Annotated in this window: 16 protein-coding genes; 5 read left to right on the top strand and 11 right to left on the bottom strand. The window is 72.4% G+C overall.

Features of this window, described 5'->3' with window-relative positions; all coding sequences use genetic code 11:
- Positions 1-112: 112 nt before the first annotated feature.
- The 3 genes from ITX44_RS24290 to ITX44_RS24280 form a co-directional block, all read right to left on the bottom strand.
- Complete coding sequence (locus ITX44_RS24290; protein WP_236061428.1) at positions 113-2233, bottom strand: NHLP family bacteriocin export ABC transporter peptidase/permease/ATPase subunit; 2121 nt, start codon at positions 2231-2233, stop codon at positions 113-115.
- Between the two features lie 113 nt (positions 2234-2346).
- Complete coding sequence (locus ITX44_RS24285) at positions 2347-3147, bottom strand: HlyD family efflux transporter periplasmic adaptor subunit (protein WP_205359460.1); 801 nt, start codon at positions 3145-3147, stop codon at positions 2347-2349.
- A 218-nt stretch (positions 3148-3365) separates the two neighbouring features.
- Complete coding sequence (locus ITX44_RS24280; RefSeq protein WP_205359459.1) at positions 3366-3590, bottom strand: type A2 lantipeptide; 225 nt, start codon at positions 3588-3590, stop codon at positions 3366-3368.
- A gap of 634 nt (positions 3591-4224) precedes the next feature.
- On the opposite strand from ITX44_RS24280, the gene ITX44_RS24275 reads away from it, so the two are divergent.
- Positions 4225-5622: a cellulose binding domain-containing protein gene (locus tag ITX44_RS24275; RefSeq protein WP_205359458.1), complete on the top strand. Its 1398-nt coding sequence runs from the start codon at positions 4225-4227 to the stop codon at positions 5620-5622.
- A gap of 105 nt (positions 5623-5727) precedes the next feature.
- Here ITX44_RS24275 and ITX44_RS24270 read toward each other — a convergent pair whose 3' ends face one another.
- The 5 genes from ITX44_RS24270 to ITX44_RS24250 form a co-directional block, all read right to left on the bottom strand.
- Entirely contained in the window at positions 5728-6879 is a 1152-nt protein-coding gene (locus ITX44_RS24270) for a cellulose binding domain-containing protein (protein WP_372440981.1), read from the bottom strand.
- A gap of 236 nt (positions 6880-7115) precedes the next feature.
- Positions 7116-8042, bottom strand: coding sequence for a carbohydrate ABC transporter permease (locus ITX44_RS24265; RefSeq protein WP_205359456.1), 927 nt, complete (start codon positions 8040-8042; stop codon positions 7116-7118).
- Complete coding sequence (locus ITX44_RS24260) at positions 8039-8959, bottom strand: carbohydrate ABC transporter permease (protein ID WP_236061427.1); 921 nt, start codon at positions 8957-8959, stop codon at positions 8039-8041. The genes ITX44_RS24265 and ITX44_RS24260 overlap by 4 nt, the downstream gene beginning before the upstream one ends.
- Positions 8960-9051: 92 nt before the next feature.
- The gene (locus ITX44_RS24255; RefSeq protein ID WP_205359525.1) at positions 9052-10356 is read right to left on the bottom strand and encodes an ABC transporter substrate-binding protein; all 1305 of its coding nucleotides are present in this window, start codon (positions 10354-10356) and stop codon (positions 9052-9054) included.
- Between the two features lie 655 nt (positions 10357-11011).
- The gene (locus ITX44_RS24250; RefSeq protein WP_205359454.1) at positions 11012-11482 is read right to left on the bottom strand and encodes a hypothetical protein; all 471 of its coding nucleotides are present in this window, start codon (positions 11480-11482) and stop codon (positions 11012-11014) included.
- Positions 11483-11968: 486 nt separating this feature from the next.
- Here ITX44_RS24250 and ITX44_RS24245 point away from each other — a divergent pair, with 486 nt between their 5' ends.
- Positions 11969-12970 (top strand): beta-ketoacyl-ACP synthase III, encoded by a 1002-nt coding sequence (locus ITX44_RS24245; RefSeq protein WP_205359453.1) that lies wholly within the window; start codon positions 11969-11971, stop codon positions 12968-12970.
- A gap of 187 nt (positions 12971-13157) precedes the next feature.
- Here the strand turns inward: ITX44_RS24245 and ITX44_RS24240 are convergent, their stop codons facing one another.
- A complete protein-coding gene (locus tag ITX44_RS24240) occupies positions 13158-13775 on the bottom strand; it encodes a TetR-like C-terminal domain-containing protein (RefSeq protein WP_205359452.1) in 618 nt (205 codons plus the stop codon).
- Positions 13776-14626: 851 nt separating this feature from the next.
- Between ITX44_RS24240 and ITX44_RS24235 the strand changes: the two genes are divergently transcribed.
- From ITX44_RS24235 to ITX44_RS24225, 3 genes are all read left to right on the top strand, one after another.
- Positions 14627-15922, top strand: coding sequence for a phosphodiester glycosidase family protein (locus ITX44_RS24235; protein WP_205359451.1), 1296 nt, complete (start codon positions 14627-14629; stop codon positions 15920-15922).
- 73 nt (positions 15923-15995) lie between these two features.
- Complete coding sequence (locus ITX44_RS24230; protein ID WP_205359450.1) at positions 15996-16442, top strand: RNA-binding S4 domain-containing protein; 447 nt, start codon at positions 15996-15998, stop codon at positions 16440-16442.
- Between the two features lie 489 nt (positions 16443-16931).
- The gene (locus ITX44_RS24225) at positions 16932-18119 is read left to right on the top strand and encodes a thiolase family protein (RefSeq protein WP_205359449.1); all 1188 of its coding nucleotides are present in this window, start codon (positions 16932-16934) and stop codon (positions 18117-18119) included.
- 102 nt (positions 18120-18221) lie between these two features.
- On the opposite strand, the gene ITX44_RS24220 is transcribed toward ITX44_RS24225, so the two are convergent.
- Positions 18222-19526: a nucleotidyl transferase AbiEii/AbiGii toxin family protein gene (locus ITX44_RS24220; protein WP_205359448.1), complete on the bottom strand. Its 1305-nt coding sequence runs from the start codon at positions 19524-19526 to the stop codon at positions 18222-18224.
- Positions 19523-20224, bottom strand: coding sequence for a hypothetical protein (locus ITX44_RS24215; protein WP_205359447.1), 702 nt, complete (start codon positions 20222-20224; stop codon positions 19523-19525). Before ITX44_RS24215 ends, ITX44_RS24220 begins: the two co-directional genes overlap by 4 nt.
- Between the last annotated feature and the right edge of the window lie 29 nt (positions 20225-20253).

Raw genomic sequence — 20253 nt, 5'->3', positions numbered from 1 at the left:
GCCGTAACCGGAACCGTAGCCCGGGTCCGGTTCCGCGCCCGGGCCGTGGCCCCCGGGGCCGCCCGCCGCCGCGCCCGGGTACGACGCCGCCTCGTCGCGGTACGACGTCACCTCAGCGCTCCCTGACCAGTTCGGCGTACGCGCCGCCGGCCGCGAGCAGTTCCTCGTGCCGGCCGCGCTCCACCACCGTGCCCCGGTCCAGCACCACGATCTCGTCGCTGTCCCGGACCGTGCTCAGCCGGTGCGCGATCACCACGCAGGCGCAGCCGCGGCGGCGCAGGTTGTCGATGATCGTCTGCTCGGTCTCCGCGTCGAGCGCGCTGGTCACCTCGTCCAGCACCAGCACGCTGGGCCGGCGCACCAGGGCGCGGGCGATCTCCAGGCGCTGCCGCTGCCCGCCGGAGAAGTTGCGGCCGTCCTGCTCCACCCGGCAGCGGATGCCGCCCGGCCGGCGGGCCACCACGTCGTACACCGCCGCGTCCCGCAGCGCCTCGGTCACGTCCTCGTCGGGGATCGAGGGGTCCCACAGCGCCACGTTGTCCCGGACCGTGCCCTCGAACAGGAACACGTCCTGGTCCACGAAGGACACCGAGGCCGCCAGCGCGCCGCGCGAAATGTCCTCCAGGCGCTGCCCGTCGATCCGGATCACGCCCTCCCACGGCCGGTACAGCCCCGAAATGAGCCGCGAGACCGTGGACTTGCCGCTGCCCGAGCCGCCCACCAGTGCCACCTGCAGGCCCGGGCCCACCGACAGCGAGAAGCCGGTCAGCAGCGGCCGGTCCAGCGGGCTGTAGCCGAAGGTGACGTTCTCCAGCGTGACATGGCCGTTCAGCCGGCGCGTGCCCGCCTCGGGGCGGCCGCGCGGGTGACCGGTGTCCGCCGGAAAACTCTCCACGTCCTTGAGCCGGGTGACGTCGGCCGCGAAGTCCTGCACCCGGCCGGCCACTGCGTTCAGCCGGGTGACCGGCGCGGTGAAACTGGTCACCAGCGCCTGGAAGGCGACCAGCAGGCCGATCGAGATCCGCCCCTCCACCGCCCGCTGACCGCCGATCAGCAGGATCAGCGCGCTGTTGAGGGTCGCCAGCGTCGGCGCCACCACCGCGAGCACCGCGCTCGGCACCCCGAGCCGCTGCTGGGTGTCCAGCGTGGCCGCGTGCTGCCCGGCCCAGCGGCGGAACCAGCCGTTCTCCCCGCCGGTCGCCTTCATCGTCTCGATCGACTGCAGCCCGGAGTACGCGGTGTTGGTCAGCCGGGCGGTGTCCGCGCGCAGCTTGTGCGTGCCCGTCGCCCTGATCCGTACCACGATCCGCATCGCCACCACGTTCAGCAGCGCCACCGCCACGCCCACCACGGTCAGTTGCGGGTCGTAGGTCCACAGCAGCACCGCGTACAGCAGCACCACCACCGCGTCCACGCCGGCCGCCGCGAGGTCGCGGGCCAGCGTCTCGGCCACCGAGTCGTTGGACTGAAGCCGCTGCACCAGATCGGCCGGATTGCGCTGGGCGAAGAACTGCACCGGCAGCCGCAGCAGATGACGCATGAAGCGGGCACTGGTCAGCGTCGAGGAAATGATCCGGCCGCGCAGCAGATTCGCCTGCTGCACCGCGGTCAGCCCGGCCGTGAGCGCCAGCATCACGCCCAGGGACGCGAACAGCACGCCCAGCAGCGAGGTCTGCCCGCCGATCAGGAACATGTCGATGTAGGCCCGGCTCAGCGCCGGGGTTGCCGCCCCGACCAGCACCAGCAGGAAGCTGGCGAGCACGGCGGCCAGCATGGTGCCGGAGGTGCCGCGCAGCCGGGCCGGCAGGGCGCCCAGCACCCCCGGCCGGCGGCCGCCGCGGCGGAAGCCCTCGGCCCGCTCGAAGGTCAGCACCACACCGGTGAAGCTGGTGTCGAAGTCCTCGGTCCGCACGAACCGCCGCCCGCGCGCCGGGTCGTTGATGTGCACCCCGCGCCGGCCGAACCTTCGTCCGGTGCCGTCGTAGACGACGTAGTGGTTGAACTCCCAGAACAGCACGGCCGGCGCGCTCACCTCGGTGGCCAGCGCGGCCGGTTCCATCTGCATGCCCTTGGCGGCCAGACCGTAACCGCGGGCCGCCTTCAGCAGGTTGCTGGCCCGCGAGCCGTCCCGGGAGACCCCGCAGGCGATCCGCAGTTCCTCCAGCGGCACGTACTTGCGGTAGTGCGCGAGCACCATGGCCAGGCACGCCGCGCCGCACTCCACAGCCTCCATCTGCAGCACCGAGGGCGTACGCACGGTCCTCCGGCGCCCGCGGGCCGGGGCCGGTGCGGGGGCGGGCCGGTGCCGCCCGGGCCTGGCCTCCTGCGGGGCGCCGCGCCGGGCGCTCACGGCAGCAGCCAGTCGAGCGGACGCTGCGCGGACAGCCGTACGGAGCCGCTGACGCCGGCCAGCGAGGCCATCGGGTACGGCGGGCCGCCCGCCTTCGACCAGCGGTAGCCGGACGCGGTGTGCGCGGTGGCCAGCTTGACCAGCACCGCCACCGGCGGGCCGGACGCCGAGAAGGCGTCGGCCAGTTGCCCGTCTCCCAGGAACTCGGTGAGCTGCTGCCTGGTCTGCGGCTGGCGGCCGACCGCCGTGACGCTGCCGTGCAGGCGGCCGTAGCGGCCGGGCACGGACTGGACGGTCAGCTCGACCGGCGCGCCGGCCGGGATCGAGGCGGCGTGCGCGGCGGACACGTACAGCATCGCCACCAGCGGATCGGCGGAGGTGCGCACCCGCTCCAGGGTCGCCACGTCGGCGCCGGTGTTCACCACCGCGCCGATGCCGGCCGGCAGCGTGATCACCCGGCCGCCGGCGACCGAGCGCACCTGCTGCACGCCCCGGGCGGTGCGCAGGTCGAGCACGGGCGCGCCGGCCGCCAGCGTGTCGCCCTCCTTGACCCGCACCGCGACCACCTGCCCGGCCAGCGGGCTCTGCAGCACGTAACTGCCCTCGGCGTGGGTGAGGACGCCGGGCACGCCGATCCGCGAGGACACCGTGCCCGCCACCGCCCACACGCCCGCGGCGGCCAGCACCACCACGGCGACGGCCAGCACCAGCCAGCCCTGCGGCCGGGCGAACCGCACCGGCAGGTCCAGTTCCTCCGGCGACTGGAGCTTGGCCAGCGCCTTCTGCCGGAACTCCACGGGCGGCTTCCTCTGCGGATCGGGTACGGAGCGGGTGCTCCGCGGATCGGGGTACGGATCAGGTGCTTTGCGGATCGGTACGTAACGGGTGCGGGCCGTGCCCGCCGTCGCGCGGCGGAACGGCCCCCAACCCCCATGGACCCCGGACCGTCCTGGCTCCGGGGTTCATGGGCACTGCCTGGTGCCCCGTCAGGGGCCGAGACCGGTGCTCGGAGGGCTCAGAGGCCCGCGAGACCCGTCACGCCGGACAGGGTGCCGGTGGCACCGGAGACCAGACCCACGACCTGCCCGACGGGCAGCGAGGGGAGCGCGTAGGTGGCCTCGGACACCAGGGTGTCCAGGCCGTCGACGCTGACGCCGCCGGAAACGCTCACACCGCCGGAGACGGTGTCCAGGTCGGCGTCCGCGATCTCGCGGGTCTCGATCTGCGAGTCCTTGCGCATTGTTGGGCTTTCCCTTCCTCGTTCTGGAATCCTTCACACAGCCGCCGGCCGGATTCGGCAATGCATTCGACAACTGGCCGGGGCAACGGTTGTCCTGACGTCCGGTGAACCGGAATTGCGTTGTCGGACTCCCGCTTGGCGCCCGATACAAGCACGTCCGGCACCCGCCCGGCCACCCGGCCTACCGGCCGCAACGTCCCGTCTGCCTGCGGTGGGACACATCCGCGCACGGGATGCCGACGCTTTCTTCACATGCCGTACCGGCGGGTAGGGCGCCGATTGCCGTGCGCGTCAATTCGCTCGAACATCTCTGCGTCCGGGCCGGCCCGAGTGCCGGGAAAACACCGCCGAATCGACGACCGTGCGGGGGAGTGTGCAGCTTCTGCAACCGTGATGTGCGGTCCGGCGGAAAGCGGTATTCGTGCCCGCACGTCGGCAGACAACACGGTGATTCGGGCATGTGGGGCGATGTCACGGCATTCGGTGAGCCCTGCCGGGTGCGAGGGTTGCGGGGGTTCGCCGGAGCCGCACGCTCCCGTCCGGCCCCGTCCGGCGGGTGGACACGCCCGGCCCGCGGGGACACTATGGGAGCGCTCCCATGGACGCTCCTCCCCCCACATCCCGGAGATGCCTCATGCGCAGGTACGCATCCGTCCGACCGCCCTCCCGGCGGCTGACGGCGGTCCTGGCCGCCGTGTTCGGCGCCGCGCTGCTCTACGCGGCCACCTTGCTGCCGGCCGGCGCGGTCGCCCCCACGGCGGCACCCGCGGCGGCGCCCGCCGCCGCCCAGGCCGACCTGGTCGGCAACGCCACCCACTTCGACGGCCTCGGCCAGCCCTACGGCGGCTGCGGCGTGCCCCAATCGGTGCTGGAGAGCCAGGACTTCGTCGCCCTGAACGTCTTCAACACCCCCGGCGACTACGGCAACCACACCCGCCCGGTGCCGGCCTCCCAGAGCTCGATCATGGGCGCCTGGGACAACGGCCTCAACTGCGGGCGCTGGGTGAAGGTCACCATCGGCGACTACTGCACCGGCACCAACGACGGCGCCCCCGGTCAGCCGTTCTGCCGAAACGGCTCCTGGACGCCGGACACGTACAACGGCGCCACCCTCGACATGCTGGTCGCCGACAGCTGCGCCGACGCCAACGCCTGGTGCCGCGACGACCCGAACCACCTGGACCTGGTGACCTCCTCGCTCGGCCGCTTCCAGAAGAACGGCGCCGCGGTGACGGGCCTGGCCGACCACTGGAACAACCGCCACATCTCCTGGAGCTACGAGTCGGCCCCCGGCTACAGCGGCGACGTCAGGATCGGCTTCCTCCAGGGCGCCCAGCGCTACTGGCCGGCCGTCGCGGTCTCGCACCTGCCCAACGGCCTGCACGGCATCGAGTATTTGGCCGACGGGACCTGGCACGCCGCCCAGATGGACAGCGACATGGGCCAGGCGTACATCCTGGCGCCGACCACGTCCGGCGGCACCGACTTCACCATCCGGCTGCGCGACGTCTCGGACGCCTACGTGTTCGGCGGCCGCACCTACTCCTTCTCGCTGCCGGCCTCCTGCGGCAGCTCCTGCCCGGCGGCCTACACCGGCGTGAACTACACGACCCAGGACGGCGGCACCACGCCCCCGACCACACCTCCCGCTACGCCGCCCACCACTCCGCCGACCACTCCGCCCACGACGCCTCCCACGACCCCGCCGACCACGCCCCCGACCGGCCCGGCGGGCGCCTGCACGGCCGACTACCAGGTCACCAACTCCTGGTCCGGCGGCTTCCAGGTGAACGTCAACGTGCACAACTCCGGCACGCAGGCGCTGAGCGGCTGGGCGGTCAGGCTGACGCTGCCGGCGGGCGTACAGATCTCCAGCGCGTGGAATGCCACGGTGGATTCCGCCGCGCCGGCCACGACCTTGCGCAACGCGGCCTGGAACGGCGCCCTCGCGCCCGGCGCCGGCACCTCCTGGGGCATGACGCTGAACGGCTCCGGCCAGAACCTGGGCACGGCGGTCTGCACCGGCTCCTGACACCCGCGCCTGACCCTCTGACAACCCCGACAGCCCCTGACGACACGGCGAACGGCCGGCCCGCCGGGAGATCCCGGCGGGCCGGCCGTCCGTGGTCCCGGGCGCTCAGCAGCCGATCGGGGACGAGCCGACCGCCACGTCGTCGAACCAGAGCGTGTCGTCACCGGTGCCGTAGCTCTCCCAGCCCAGCCGCAGCGCGGTCGGCCGCGGCGGGGTGGTCCTGCTCAGCCACTGCCGGTCCACGTCGGGCGTCGGCGTGCCGTCCACGTGCAGCCCGGCCACCTCCTGGTCGTCCACCCAGGTCTGCAGGTCGGGGGCGGTGGTGTTGATCTTGAACCGCAGGCAGACCCAGCGGCCGGTGGGCAGCGGGACGCTCTGCGCCACCCCGGCCGGGCTCTGCTCGGGCAGGGTCGCGTCGTCGGTCTCGCGGTTCCACTGCAGCGCGCTGTTCTGCCCGCCGATCCGCAGCGCCTTGCCGCCCTGCGAGGAGTCCGGCATCGACACGAAGGTGACGTGCGCCTGCGGCAGCGCGGTGGTGTGCCGCACCCGCATCCGTACGTACATCACCGGGCCGAGCGAGCTCAGGTCCTTCGTGGACGCCACGAAGGCGTGGTTGCAGTAGCCCGCCTTGCCGTCCACCCGCAGCGAGTGCGTACCGCTGTAGGCGACCGAGGTGTCCACCGACACCGTCCCGCTGCCCGAGCAGTCGGGCGCGACCTGCTGCCACTGGCCGGAGGGCACAGTGCCGGTCTGGTCCTCGAAGTCCGTGCAGATCACCGCGCCCTGGCAGTTGGCGGGCGGCGGGGGAGTGGTCGGCGGGGTCGTGGGAGGCGTGGTGGGGGGTGTCGTCGGCGGCGTGGTGGGCGGCGGGTTGCCGGTGCCGCCGCACGCCGTGCCGTTGAGGGTGAACGCGGTGGGCGCCGGATCGGCGGCGCGCCAGGTGCCCTGCACGCCGAAACCGGTGGCGGCGCCGGTCGCCAGGGACCCGTTGTAGGCGGCGTTGACGGCCGTGACCGCCTGGCCGGTCTGGGTCACCTGGGCACTCCAGGCCGACGTGATCTGCTGGTCGCCGCCGTACGTCCACTGCAGTTGCCAACCGCTCAGCGCCGGGCCGAGGTTCGTGACCTGGATCTGCGCGGTGTAGCCGCCGGACCACTCGTTGACGGTGTACTGCACCGAGCAGCCGGCCGAGGCGCCGTGCGCGGGCAGCGCGGCCACGGCGGGCAGCAGCAGCGCGACCGCGGCCAGCGGCCACAGCCAGGGCCTGCGGCCGAACCGGCCGCGGGAGGTGCGAGGCGACGACCGGCGGGCCGCCGGGCGCGGCAGGAAGCGTAAGGATCGCAAGGTGCTCCTCCTGAGGTGGGGGGTGTGGGAGCGCTCCCACATATACGAAAGGGCGCGCCCCGTGTCAATGCGCCCCGCACCGGGCCTCCACAGGGGAAAGCCCGCTCTCCCCGTCGCCTCGGGGGAGCGGGCTTTCCGGCCCGGGAGGTTCAGCCCTTGCTGGAGCCCAGCGACAGGCCGGCGATGAACTGCTTCTGCAGCAGGACGTAGACCACCAGGGTCGGGATCGCCGCGATCATGGCCGCGGCCGCGATCAGGTTCTGGTTGCTGACGAACTGGCCCTGGAGGTTGGCCAGCGCGGAGGTGACCGGCCGCTTGTCACCGGACGACATCAGGGTGATGGCCCAGAAGAAGTCGTTGTAGATCCAGGTGGTGAGCAAGGTGGCCAGCGCCGCCAGGGCGGGCCGGCACAGCGGCACCGTCAGCCGCCAGAAGCGGGTCCACAGCGAGGCGCCGTCCACGAGTGCGGCCTCGTACATCTCGCCGGGGATCGACTTCATGTAGTTGCTCAGCACGAAGACGCAGAAGCCGAGCTGGAAGGCGACGTTGATGGCGACCAGGCCGAAGATCGAGTTGTACATCAGGCCGCTGCCGGCCAGGAAGTGCGGCAGGTGGATCTTCAGGTAGATCCGGTACAGCGGGGTGATGATCACCTGCTGCGGCAGCAGGTTGCCGGCCGTGAACAGGATCAGCAGCGAGATGTTGATCTTGAGGTTCACCCGGGTCAGCACGAAGGCCACCCCGGAGGCCAGGCACAGCACGATGATGACCGCGGGTACCGTGATCAGCGCCGAGTTCCAGAAGAAGTGCAGCATGTCCGACTGCGTCCACGCGTCCCGGAAGTTCTGGAACGTGATGTGGTGCGGCATGGACACGTAGCCGTACTTGCGGGTGTCCGAGTACGGCCGGACCGCCACGTACAGCGCGAACGCGATCGGCAGCAGCCACAGGACGGACGCGACGATCAGGAACACCTGGGAGGCGATCTGGCCCCAGGGCCGGGGCCTGGCGGGGCCGGCGCCACGGGGCGTCTCGGCGACGGCGGGCCGTCCGGGGAGGGTTTCGGCGGCGCTCACTGCGACTCCTCCCGTCGGAAGGTCTGGTAGAGGAAGATCGAGATGGGCACCAGGGAGATCACCAGCAGCACCACGCCCAGCGCCGAGCCGAAGCCGACCCGCTGGGTCTCGCCCACGATGTTCGAGGTGACGAGCACCGACAGCAACTCCAGGCCGTTGATGCCCTTGTTGGTGATGTACACCAGGTCGAAGGCGCGCAGACTCTCGATGACGGTGACCACCATGATGACGATGTTGATCGGCCGCATCACCGGGAAGATCACCCGCCAGAACGTCTGCCAGGCGTTGGCGCCGTCCATCAGCGCGGCCTCGCGCAGCGTCGGGTCGACCGCCTTGAGGCCGGCCAGGTAGAGCACCATCACGTAACCGGCCTGCCGCCAGGTCGCCTCGACCAGCACCGCCCACAGGTTCAGATGCGGATTGCCGAGCCAGTCGATGGCATTGCTGTTGCCGTTGCGGCCGATGACCGTGTTGATCAGGCCGTAGTTCTGGGAGTAGACGAACTCCCAGACGATGCCGACCAGCGCCAGCGAGAGCATCACCGGCAGGAACAGGATGCTCTGGTACATCCTGCTGCCGCGGATGCCGCGGTCGATGACCACCGCGAAGAGCATGCCCAGCGGGGTGGCGATCACCACGAAGACGGCCAGCCAGATCAGGTTGTGCCGGACCGCGGGCCAGAACTCCGGGTAAATGGTGGCCGCTTGATGGTAGTTCTGCACACCGTAGACACAGCCGTTGTTCAGAATCGACGGCATGTTGGGCTTGCAGGAATGGGTGTGCAGGCTGCCCACGCCGTTCCACTTGGTGAACGACAGCAGCACCGTGCCGATCGCGGGGAACCACACGAACGCCAGGTCGAGCAGCAGCGGAATACCGAGCAGCAGCGCGACCACAATCCGGTCGCGATTCGTCATACGGCGCACATGCCGGCGGCGGCGGGCCGGCCGGTCCTTTTCGGACCGGCCGGCCTCCGCCGCCGGGGTGTGCACCTGGGAGACAGAGCTCATCAGGAGTAGATCGCCTTCGCCTGGGATTCCGCGCTCTTCTGCAGCGACGCGATGTTGCTCGTGCTCGGGTCGTCGATGAACTTCTGGATGATCGAGATCATCGCGGTGGCCATCGCCGGGTCGGCGTCGCGGTCCATGAACTGCGCGACCGCCTTGCACTTGGCGATCTCGGCGACCGACTTCTTCTGGATCGCGTCGTACGTGGGCGCCTGCAGGCCGGTGACCAGGCCGACGTCCCACTGGTCGGTCTTCAGGTACTCGGACTCTGCGGCGCCGGAGCCGATGTACTCCAGGATCGCCTTGGCGGCGTCCACGTTCTTGGCCTTCTTGCTGAGCATGAAGCCGTCGGTGGGCGCGTCCATGTAGTCCTGGCCCCACTTGGGGTTGACCGCCGGGAAGACGAAGAAGTCCAGGTCGGGCAGATTCGCCTTGTCCGTCACGTACTGGGCGGCGACCTGGTTGGTGCCCTGGAACATCATGCCGGCCTGCTTGCCCTCCAGCGCCTTCGCCGCGTCCTGCCAGATGCGTCCGTTGGCGCCGCTCTGCATGTAGGGCATGATCTCGGCCCAGTGCTGGAACACGGTGTTGACGCCCTGGTCGGTCCAGGGAATCTCGTGCTTCATCAGCTTGATGTGGTAGTCGTAGCCGTTGATCCGCATGTTCAGGATGTCGAACGTGCCGAGCGCCGGCCAGCCGTCCTTGTCGGCGAACGCGATCGGGATCAGGCCGTCGGACTTCATCTTCTTGGCGAGCGTCACGTACTCGTCCCAGGTGGTCGGGATCGAGTAATTGCGCTTGGCGAACTCGCTCTTGTTGTAGAAGACGACCCACGGGTAGTTGTAGATCGGCACCAGGTACTGGTGGCCGTCCAGGCCCGTGGACAGCTGCTTGGCGGCGGGACCGAAGTTGCCGCCGATCTTCTCCCAGACGTCGTCGATCGGCTGGGCCAGGCCCTGCGCCGCGAAGTACTGCATGCGGTAGCCGGCGAACCAGGTGAACAGGTCGTCCGGGGTGCCCTGCAGATAACTGGTGATGTTCTGCTGGAACGTGTTGTGGTCAACCGTGTTGATCTTGATGTTCACCTTGGTCGACGCGGTCGCGGCGGCGGTCAGCGCGGCGAAGGCGGTCTTGGCCGCCGGGTCGGAGTAGTTGGACCCGAAGGTGACCGAAGAACCCGCCACGGACGCCGGGCTGCTGCCGGAGCCGCTGTCCTTCTTCTTGCTGTCCGACGAGCTCGAACAGGCCGAAAGCAGTCCGCCGGAAACAACGGCGAGACCCGCCGCACCCGTCACGCCCTTGAGCAGGTTCCTGCGGCTGGGCGTCACGCTGCTGACGCTGCTGTCCGACGAGCTTCCCGACGACTCGACGTCCGACATGGTGCCTCCATGTGTGTGTGGGCGTATCCAGGGAGCTGAAGGCGAAATGTGCTGGCGGGAGCGGAGGTCTGAGGTCCCTCTCACACCGATCCGTTTCCAACAGAAGTCACCAAGATGAAACGCCATCGCAACTGCAGGCTAGTTCTACGCCACTCGCCCTATACCGTCAACGTTCTCTTCGTGATGCGTTGCCGGACCGTGATCTCTTATGCGTGTTGGAACGTGTTCGCTTCCGTTCGGAGCCGGACGTACCACGGCCGCCTCCCCCGCAACTGCTGTGGGGAGGCGGCCGGGTGGGACCTGACGGTGCCGCGGACCGCTGTGATTGCGCCGATACCGCTGGGTAGGCCCACGGACCGGCGCGAGTGCCGCCAGACTGGTTCCCTTCGAGAGCCCCCGGGCGTACGCCCGCGGGCGCGGGGCGTGGCAAAGATCGCGGAACGAGCGGAAGAACTCCGGGCACACTATGGGGACTTGGGCGGCTGTCGGGGCCACGACGCCCTGGACGAGGCCGTGCACGCGGGCGGCGCAAGCCCCCCGCGACGGGGCCAACGGCCCTGCGCCGTGGCCGAAAACCGCTGCCCTAGCCGGCGGTCGGCTGAATGATCGCCAGGTCGGCCGTCCGCTCCTCGAGCACGGTCCCGCCCTGGGCGATCCGCACCGTCAGCCGCAGCGCGTCCGCCGTGCAGCCCGGGAAGACGAGATACGTGGTGGTGGTTGCCACCCTCTGATAGGGCGTGAAGGTGACCGAGCGGGGGAGCGGATCGATGACCGGACAGCCGCTCGGCAGCCCGCCGGTCGAGGACGACACCCACGTCCCCAGCCAGGTCTCGGAGACCGTCTGGGTCTGCCCGGTGCAGTTGACGGCGCTCAGCGTCGCCGCGGACGACTGGCCGGGGGCCACCGCCGGGGGAGTGAAGGCCAGGCCGTCGGCGCGGATCACGCCCTGGCAGGTGGTCGGGGGAGTGTCGGCGGTGGCGACACCCGGCGCCAGGAGCGCCGCGGCGCCCGCGGCAGCGGCGGCGGTCAGGGCCGTGAGGACTCTGCGTGGCACGGGGGGATTCCCTTCTGCGGGCGGCACGGGCGAGCGCCCGCGCGCGAGGACCGGGGACCTGCCCAACGTGACCGCGGCGCCGCCGCACTGGCAATGCCGCGGACGGCAACTGCCGGTCGCCGCCGAACGGTTCCGGACGGCCCGCGCGCAGCCCCGCGCCGTCGCCGGCCGGCCCGGCGGCGCGCCCGCGGATCCGGCCCCTGCGCTGCCCGCCTCCCGCCCCGCGGCGCCCGGCGGACCCCGTGCCCGGCAGACTCCGCGCCGCCCCGGACGGGCGGATCGTTTCCCCTCTTCCGCAGGCGCTTGCGGGGACTCTTCCGGGGACCTTTCCGGGACCTCTTCCCGGGACCGGACGCGGACCGGCAATCACGGGGACCCGATCGGCGGGGCAGGGCGTGCCGAGAGATGATCGTGAGGACTCCGTGCACTCCTGCGGTCACGGGCCCGTCGGAGACAAGGATCGGCTGATGGACGTGAAAGGCTCGCATGAAGACTGAGTTCGCCACCCCGGCAGGGGCCAAGCACGCGCGCATGCTCGGCGTCGGCGCGTACCGCCCGCGGCGGGTGGTCGACAACGCGGAGATCTGCCGGCACATCGACTCCTCGGACGAGTGGATCCGGGCGAGGACCGGCATCGTCACGCGCCGCTGGGCGGCGCCCGACGAGACGCTCGGCGCCATGGCCGAACAGGCCGCCAGCAAGGCGATCGCGGCCGCCGGCATCACCCCCGCCGACATCACCTGCGTCATCGCGGCCACCTTCACCCACCTGATGCAGACCCCCGCCGTCGCCACCGAGATCGCCCACCGCATCGGCGCCGACGGCGCGGCCGGCTTCGACATCTCCGCCGGCTGCGCCGGCTTCGTGCACGGCCTGGTGCTCGCCTCCGACTCGGTCCGGGCCCGCGGCGGCCACGTCCTGGTGGTCGGCGTCGAGCGGATGTCCGACATCCTCGACCTGACCGACCGCTCCACCGCGTTCATCTTCGGCGACGGCGCGGGCGCGGTCGTCGTCGGCCCCTCCGACACCCCGGGTATCGGCCCCGCGGTGTGGGGCGCCGACGGCTCCCAGGCCGACGCCATCCGGCAGAGCGTGCCCTGGGACACCCTGCGCACCGACCCCGGCCACCCCTTCCCCGCCCTGCGCCAGGACGGCCAGCGGGTCTTCCGCTGGGCGGTCTACGAGATGTCCAAGGTCGCCGTGCAGGCCCTCGACGCGGCCGGGGTCGCCCCCGGCGAACTCGACGCCTTCATCCCGCACCAGGCCAACGAGCGCATCATCGACAGCATGACCCGCTCCATGGGCCTGCCCGACACCGTCACCGTCGCCAAGGACATCGTCACCTCCGGCAACACCTCCGGCGCGTCCATCCCGCTGGCCATGGACGCCGTCCTCGCCTCCGGCGCCGCGGTCTCCGGCGACACCGCGCTGCTCCTCGGCTACGGAGCCGGCCTGTCCTACGCGGCGCTGGTGGCCACCCTGCCGTAGGCCGGCAGCCGTCATCGGGGGCGGGACCGGACCCCGGATGCGGCGCGAGGGCGGCGGGCCGGGCCCGCCGCCCCGGCGGTGCGAGCGGCCGCAGGCGTACGGTGGCGCGACGAGCCCCGGCCGTTACGGCTGCGCTACGAGCCCCGGCCGTACGGCGGGTGCGCGGCCGGCGGCCGGATGCGCGGGCTCAGCGCACCTGATGGGCGGCGAGGAAGTCGTCCACGATACGGCGGACGAACGACACCCCGAAGGTGCGCCCGGCCAGCAGGCGGCGGAAGACCAGCGGCCCGGCCAGCTCGTCCACGGCCGTACTGGTGTCCAGGTCGGCGGGCAGCTCGCCGCGGGACTTGGCCGCCTCGACGACCTCGCGGAGCACCAGCGACCCCTCTTGATACAAGGTCACCTTCAGCCCGGCGAAGGACGGATCGACCCCGGCGCGGTCGATCACCGCGCGCATCCCGATCTCGCTCACCGGGTCGTGCAGCACCTCGCGCAGGCCGTTGAGCCCGCGGACCAGGTCGCCGTGCAGGTCGCCGGTCGGCACGGCGCGGGCGTTGCAGATCCGGTCCACGATGGCGTCTCTGATCAGCCCCGCTGCCTCCGGCCAGTGCCGGTACAAAGTGGTCCGGCCCACCCCGCTGCGGGCGGCCACCGCTACGTGGGTCACCGCCGCCCAGCCCTGCTCGGCGAGGAGTTCCTGTGCGGCCTGCATGGCCGCGGCCCGGCTGCGTGCCGCGCGGGGGTCGGTGGGACGGGGGGCGGCGGCCTGCTGGCGGTCCGCGGCCTCGGCGATAGTCGGCGTCAAGGGCTTTCCCTCCCTGCTGCTTGCCCGCGCCGCTGCCGCCGTGTCCGGCGGACCGTCGGGGCGCGGGGGACCTGCCCCCACGGTGGCTGGTCCGGCTCCGTGGGGCGCCTCTGCTTACGGTAGAGGAAGGGGATCGTCCACGGCGTGGTAGCGGACAGCTTGTGGTCCATCTCGCGTACCCCCGAAAGGGGTTGGGCCGGAGCGCGGACGGCTCGGCGTGTCTTTCGCGGACCGCCGCGTATCCGGACGAGGTTGCGGCGGCGAAGGAGATTCGGGCCCGGACGGGGGCGCGGGCGAAGCAGACCGTACGCGAGTGGCGGCGGACCGCGGCCCGCCGCCACTCGCGTCTGCTGCCCCCGCCCCACGGGCACTGGCGGCCGCGCCGGCCCTGTCAGGTGGGCCGGCGGACCGATCCGTCAGGCGGGGAGCGTCACGGTGAGCACGCGCCGCCCCCGGGGGGAAGCACCGGGGCACCGCCGGGGCGGACCCCGGGGATCCCGGCGCACCCGATTCCGGGCGGCCGGCGATACGGGCCGGGCATGCGATCACCGCACGCGCATCCTTTCAGGGCCCGCCCGCCCTGCCATCGCATTCCGGCCACCCCCGCGAGCGCCCCGCCTGCCCCATCCGCACCGGCCGCCCGCCCCGCCGGACCTGCGCCGACCGCCGTTTCCCGGCTTCGGCACGGCCCGTGGCACCGGATGGGGTCGGCCGGATTCTTGTCCCGGGCCGCGCCATCCGTCCGTCGAACGGGCGGTTCGCGGCCCCCGCGCGATTAGCACGCCCGCACTTCGGTCTATACGTCATTAAGTATGACAATCGGGTCGAGTTGAGGTCGGACAAGGAGCACCATGAGCCAGGGCGAGCAGCTCGCGGGGCGCCCCGCCGACCCCACCCCGGACCCGCCGGGCTCCCCGGGCACCCCGCCCGCCGGCCGCGGCAGGCGCCGCCGCTTCCCCGTTCCGTGGCGAGCCCGTACCCACCGCCTGCTCCCCTGGAAGCACAAACGCGACCTGACCCCGCCCCAGCGCCGCCGCCGTACCCTGACCGTCCGCACCACCCTGGCCCTGCTCGCCCTGTTCACCGGCCTGCTCGGCTGGTCGATCGGCAAGGCGCTGACCTACCCCGGCAAGGACAGCACCATGGCCCGCCTCGCGGAGTGGGCCCGCGACCACGAACTCGGCTTCGTCGTCGACAAGCTGGAGGACCTGCAGTACCAGATGCATCCGCCCAAGGTCGGCGGCACCCTGCCGGCCTCCGCCCTCGCCCGGATGCGGGCCACCGCCCCCGCCGGCACCCAGAGCGGCACCGCGTCCCCGCTCGTCCCGCTGCACGCCCCCATGCCGCCCATGGTCTCCCCGGCGCTCCCCGGCGAAGGCGTCTACCGCACCCTGGTCACCGCCCACGGCCGCCCCCTGGTCCAGGGCACGTACGTGCGCCCCGACGCCGAGCACACTTCCTACGAGGCCGCCGTCGCCTGGATCAGCGAGAAATACGCCCGCTTCCAGCTCCACCCCGGCTTCCGCGAGCCCGGCGGCACCTTCGACGTACCCCCCACCATCCCGGAGGGGCAGCGCACCGGCCTCGTCGCCACCTGGAACGGCGGCTTCCGGATCACCGACGGCGGCTCCCGCGGCGGCTTCTACCTCGACGGCAAGCTCGACGGCAGCCTGCGCGACGGCGCCGCCTCCGAGGTCTTCTACCGCGACGGCTCGCTGCGCATCGGCGTCTGGGGCCGCGACGTGACCATGACCAAGGACGTGGTCGGGGTCCGCCAGTGCCTGGAGCTCATGGTCGACGGCGGCCGGGTCGTGCCCGACATCGGCGACGACAGCAAGTGGGGCGTCAGCGACCAGAGCCGGATGTTCGTCCCGCGTTCGGGTGTCGGCGTCACCGCCCGCGGCGACATCGTCATGGTCGTCGGCCAGGCCCTGTCCGCCCGCAGCCTGGCCGAACTCATGCAGCGCGCCGGCGCCGTACGGGCCATGCCGCTCGACATGAATCGTGCCTGGCCCTCCTTCATGTCCTACGACGCCACCCACGACCCGGCCAACCCCAAACCCGCCAACATCCTCGACTTCGAGGACCCGCCGGACCGCTACTACGTCCAGGCCACCCGGGACTTCGTCGCCGTCTACGCCCGTTGATCCGCCCCCCTGATCCGCACCTTCGGGCCGCGAGCGGAAAAACCCGCTGGACGCACGGCATAAGCTCGAGAACATGGCAGAAGGTCACCACGAACCGCACGGCCACGACGTCTCCCAGGGCGGCGCTCCCCAGGGCAGCGTCCGCGTCGACAGCTGGATCTGGTGCGTACGGCTGACGAAGACCCGTTCCCTGGCCGCCGCCGCGGCCAAGGCCGGCCATGTCCGGGTCAACGGGGAACGCGTCAAGCCCGCCCAGTCGGTGAAGGTCGGCGACGAGGTACGGCTCTTCCACGCCGGCCGCGAGCGCGTCGTCATCGTCTCCCGCCTGCTCAACAAGCGGGTCGGCGCGCCCCTGGCCGTCCAGGCGTACGTCGACAACAGCCCGCCGCCGCCCCCGCGCACCGAGGCCCTGGCCATGGGCGTCCGCGACCGCGGCGCCGGCCGCCCCACCAAGCGCGACCGCCGCGAACTGGAACGCCTGCGCCTGCTCGGCCCCGACTTCCGCCGCAACACGGACTGACCGGTCGGGTGTCTCCCCGGGCCGGCCCGGGCGCCCGTGAGGGTGGCGGGGCCGGCGTCGGTACGCCCCGGGCACGGCCTCGGCGGGACCTCAGCGGGACTGGACGCCAACGGATTCCACTCCGGGTCCCGCGGGTGGGCGGTGCGGAGCCCGGAATTCCACTGCGGGCGCGGCGGACGCGGCGCTGTGCGCAAGGCCGGGGCACCTTCACCGACGCCGGCCGCGCGGCTCCGGCCCGGCTCGACGAGCGCGGCCGGACAGTCCGGGACCGCCTGGCCTCGCTTATCCCGGCCGAGCGCGACCAGCTCCATGCCCTGCTGCTCCGGCGCAACCAGGTGAGCATCGTGGCGCCCGGCGGCATACCCTCGCCCCCGTAAACTTGCGGTGCTAGTTTACGGGAGGCGGCACACCCCGTCGCCGCAGCCCGAGCCGGGCGAGCCGCGGTGATACGGCGCGCGGCCCACCCCGTATCACCGCGAGGAGCCCGCGATGCGCACCGTCCACTTCGCCGCCGCCCGCCGCACTCCCATCGGGAAACTTCGTGGAGCGCTCTCCGGCGTACGGCCGGACGACCTCGCCGCCGGGGCGCTGGGCGGAATGCTCGCGGACGTACCCGCCCTGGACCCGGCCCGTATCGACGACGTCTACTGGGGCGCGGCCAACCAGGCCGGCGAGGACAACCGCAATGTCGCGCGCATGGCCGTACTCCTGGCCGGCCTGCCGGAGAGCGTTCCCGGGGTCACCGTCAACCGGCTGTGCGCCTCCGGCATGGAAGCCGTCACCAGCGCGGCCCGTGCGATCGCCGCGGGCGAGGCCGACGTCGTGGTCGCCGGCGGCTCCGAATCCATGAGCCGGGCCCCCTTCGTCCTGGCCCGCCCCGAGGAAGCCCTGCCGCGCGGCATCGAGACCCACGACACCCGGCTCGGCTGGCGGCTGACCAACCCCCGCATGCACGACCTGCACGGCGTGCTCTCCATGGGCGAGACCGCCGAGGAGGTCGCCGACCGCTACCGCGTCAGCCGCGCCGACCAGGACGCCTTCGCCCTGCGCAGCCACCGCAACGCCACCGCGGCCCGCAAGAATGGCCTCTTCGACGCCGAGATCCTTCCCGTCACCCGCCCCGACGGCGTGGTCGTCGACCAGGACGAGTGCATCCGCGAGGACACCACCGCCGAACGCCTGGCCGGCCTCAAGCCGGTCTTCCGGGCCGGCGGCACCGTCACCGCCGGCAACTCCTCACCCATGAACGACGGCGCCGCCGCCCTCCTCCTGGTCAGCGAGGACGTCCTCGACGAACTCGGCCTCGAATCCCTCGGCCGTTACGCCGCCGGCGCCAGCGCCGGCGTCCACCCCGACGTCATGGGCATGGGCCCGGTCCCCGCCACCCGCCGCGCCCTCGCCCGCCTCGGCCGCGACATCTCCTCCGTGGAGGCGGCCGAATTCAACGAGGCCTTCGCCGCCCAGGCCCTCGCCTGCGTCCGCGAACTCGCCATCGACCCCGACCTCGTCAACCCCGACGGCGGCGCCATCGCCCTCGGCCACCCCCTCGGCTGCTCCGGCGCCCGCATCCTCACCACCCTCCTCCACCGCATGCGCCGCACCGGCGCTCACCGCGGGCTGGCCACCATGTGCGTGGGCGTCGGCCAGGGCGCGGCCGTCCTGGTCGACCGCGACTGACAAGGGCCGTAAAGGGGTGGGAAGGGGTGGGGAGAGGTGGGGAGAGGTGGGGAGAGCGCTCTCCCCACCCCTTCGCGGCGCCGGGCGCATGCGGTGCGCGTGTCACGCGCCGATGTCCATGGCGGCGACCGCCTCGATCAGCTTCTCGGCGGATCCGGGCGGCAGGCGCCGGGCGTAGAGATCCGCGGAGGAGGACCAGGCCGGGTGCTCGTGGACCAGGCCGACCGCCCGTGCGGGGTCGCAGGTGTCCGGGCCGAGAAATTCGCGGACCACGGCGGCTGCCACCGCAGCGGGCGCCCGCTGCGCCGCCAGATCCGTGAGCAGACCGTCGAGACCGCCCGCGGCGTGGACCGCTCGGCAGGCGTCCAGCCACTGGGCGGACCACCAGCGGTGCGGGCCGCGGGGTGCCTCCAGGGCGGCCCGGAACGTGGGCGCCAGCGCGGAACGCAGCCGGTCGAGCAACTCCGCCGGGTCGCCCGCCAGATGCGGATACTCGGCGGCGAAATGGCGCCACTCCCAGTCGGGAGACATCTCGGCCGTCACCTCGGGCGTCACCGGGCGTGCGGCGTAATAGGGGTCGGCCGCGATGAACACCGAGCCCAGGAGCCCGTAGTCCACCCGGCAGTGCTCGGCCAGGAGCACCGCGTCGTACAGATCCTTGCCCTGGGGGTGCATGTCGGTGGCCAGCCACAGGAGCTTCCAGGCGAGCGAGAGTTCGGGGGTGGCCCCGAGCAGGCGTGAGCCGCCGACGGTCTCCTCCCGCGGCGGCACCGGCAGCGGCTCGCCGAAGACGAAGTCGAGCTGGACGACGCCGTCGGTGGAGCCGCAGGTCCACGGCAGGACGAGCCGTCGGCCCTGGGCGCGCTCGTAGGTCCAGATGTCCTCGCTCACCGCGTCCCGCGCATCGAAACGCACGGCCTGATCCGGCGCGGAGGACGCCGTGGACGCCGACGCCGCCCGCTCGGCGCCCCGCGCGATGCCGTCCAGCATCGCCGCGGTCCGGTCCTCCTCGAGCCGCCACTGCGCGGGCACGACCACGAAGTCCAGGTCACCGGGCTCACGCGCGGCGTCGCCGAACCACTGGGCGAGCAGCACGCTGCCGCGCAGCACGAGATGATCACGCCAGGGCGAGGCGGCGACCGAGGCCAGCACGAGGTCCATCGCCGTGCGGCGCGCCGTCAGCCACGCCGTCCGGGCGGCCGGGTCCGCGAAGTCCGGGTCGCTCGCGCGGAAGGCGTTGGCGTGGTGCTTGAGCGCCGGATCGAAGACCGGCCGCTGGAGAGCGCTCTCGTCGTCGATCCGGCGCAGGGTCGGTGGCAGCTGGAGCCGGGCCAGCTCCTCCCCGGTCAGGGGCCCGCGCGGCACGCGCTGCTGCCACGTGCCCAGGGACTCCCAGCTCTTGCTCATCGCCGCGCCGCCTCGTCCGCCGTCATGACGATCCACCCTTCGTCGACTGCCAGGTTGCTGTCGTGGACCACGAATTCCTGCTCCACCTCGGCGATCTCGACGCCGAGGTCCACCACCGAGCGCTTCAGCGCCGCCAGCCGTGCCCGGGCGGTCGGCAGCCCGACCCCGTGGCAGCGCTGGGTGACGAACCGTTCCTCGCGGCCGGTGCCGGCACGGATCCGCCGCGCGTTCCACGACACGTGCGCGTCATGGGCGACAGCCGTCGCGGTGAGCGCGTCCAGGAGCACCGCGGCGTCCGGGGCACCCGGGGTGAGCAGCACTTTCAGGTGATGCTCGAAGTACCGGCCGGCGCCGTCGGCCCGGCCGCCGAGGCCGCCCGGCAGCAGCGCCTGCGCGTCGGAGCGCGGCACGACCGGATCCCACGGCGGGACCTCGATCTTCACCCGCACCGGCGGGAAACCCGCCGCCCGCAGCGCCCCCGCGGCCCGGCGGCAGACGCGCACCTGCTCCTCGTACGACCCGCGGCCGCGCAGCGTGACCATGGGCTGCGACGGCACGCGCCCCCGCGCCAGCACGATGTGCGTGAACTTCCAGCCCCGCTCGGCCGACCACCGCGCCAGCCGGATCGCCGCAGCGGCACCGTCGGGGCAGCGGACGGTGATGTGCGCCTCGAACTCGCCGAACTCGCCGACCGTCATGCCCGGATGATCTCAAACAGGTGTGCGGA

It is taken from the genome of Actinacidiphila acididurans, from assembly GCF_016918855.1.
Classification (GTDB): domain Bacteria; phylum Actinomycetota; class Actinomycetes; order Streptomycetales; family Streptomycetaceae; genus Actinacidiphila; species Actinacidiphila acididurans.
Note: the sequence above shows the minus strand (reverse complement) of the source record. Positions and strands in the feature narration are given on the sequence as shown.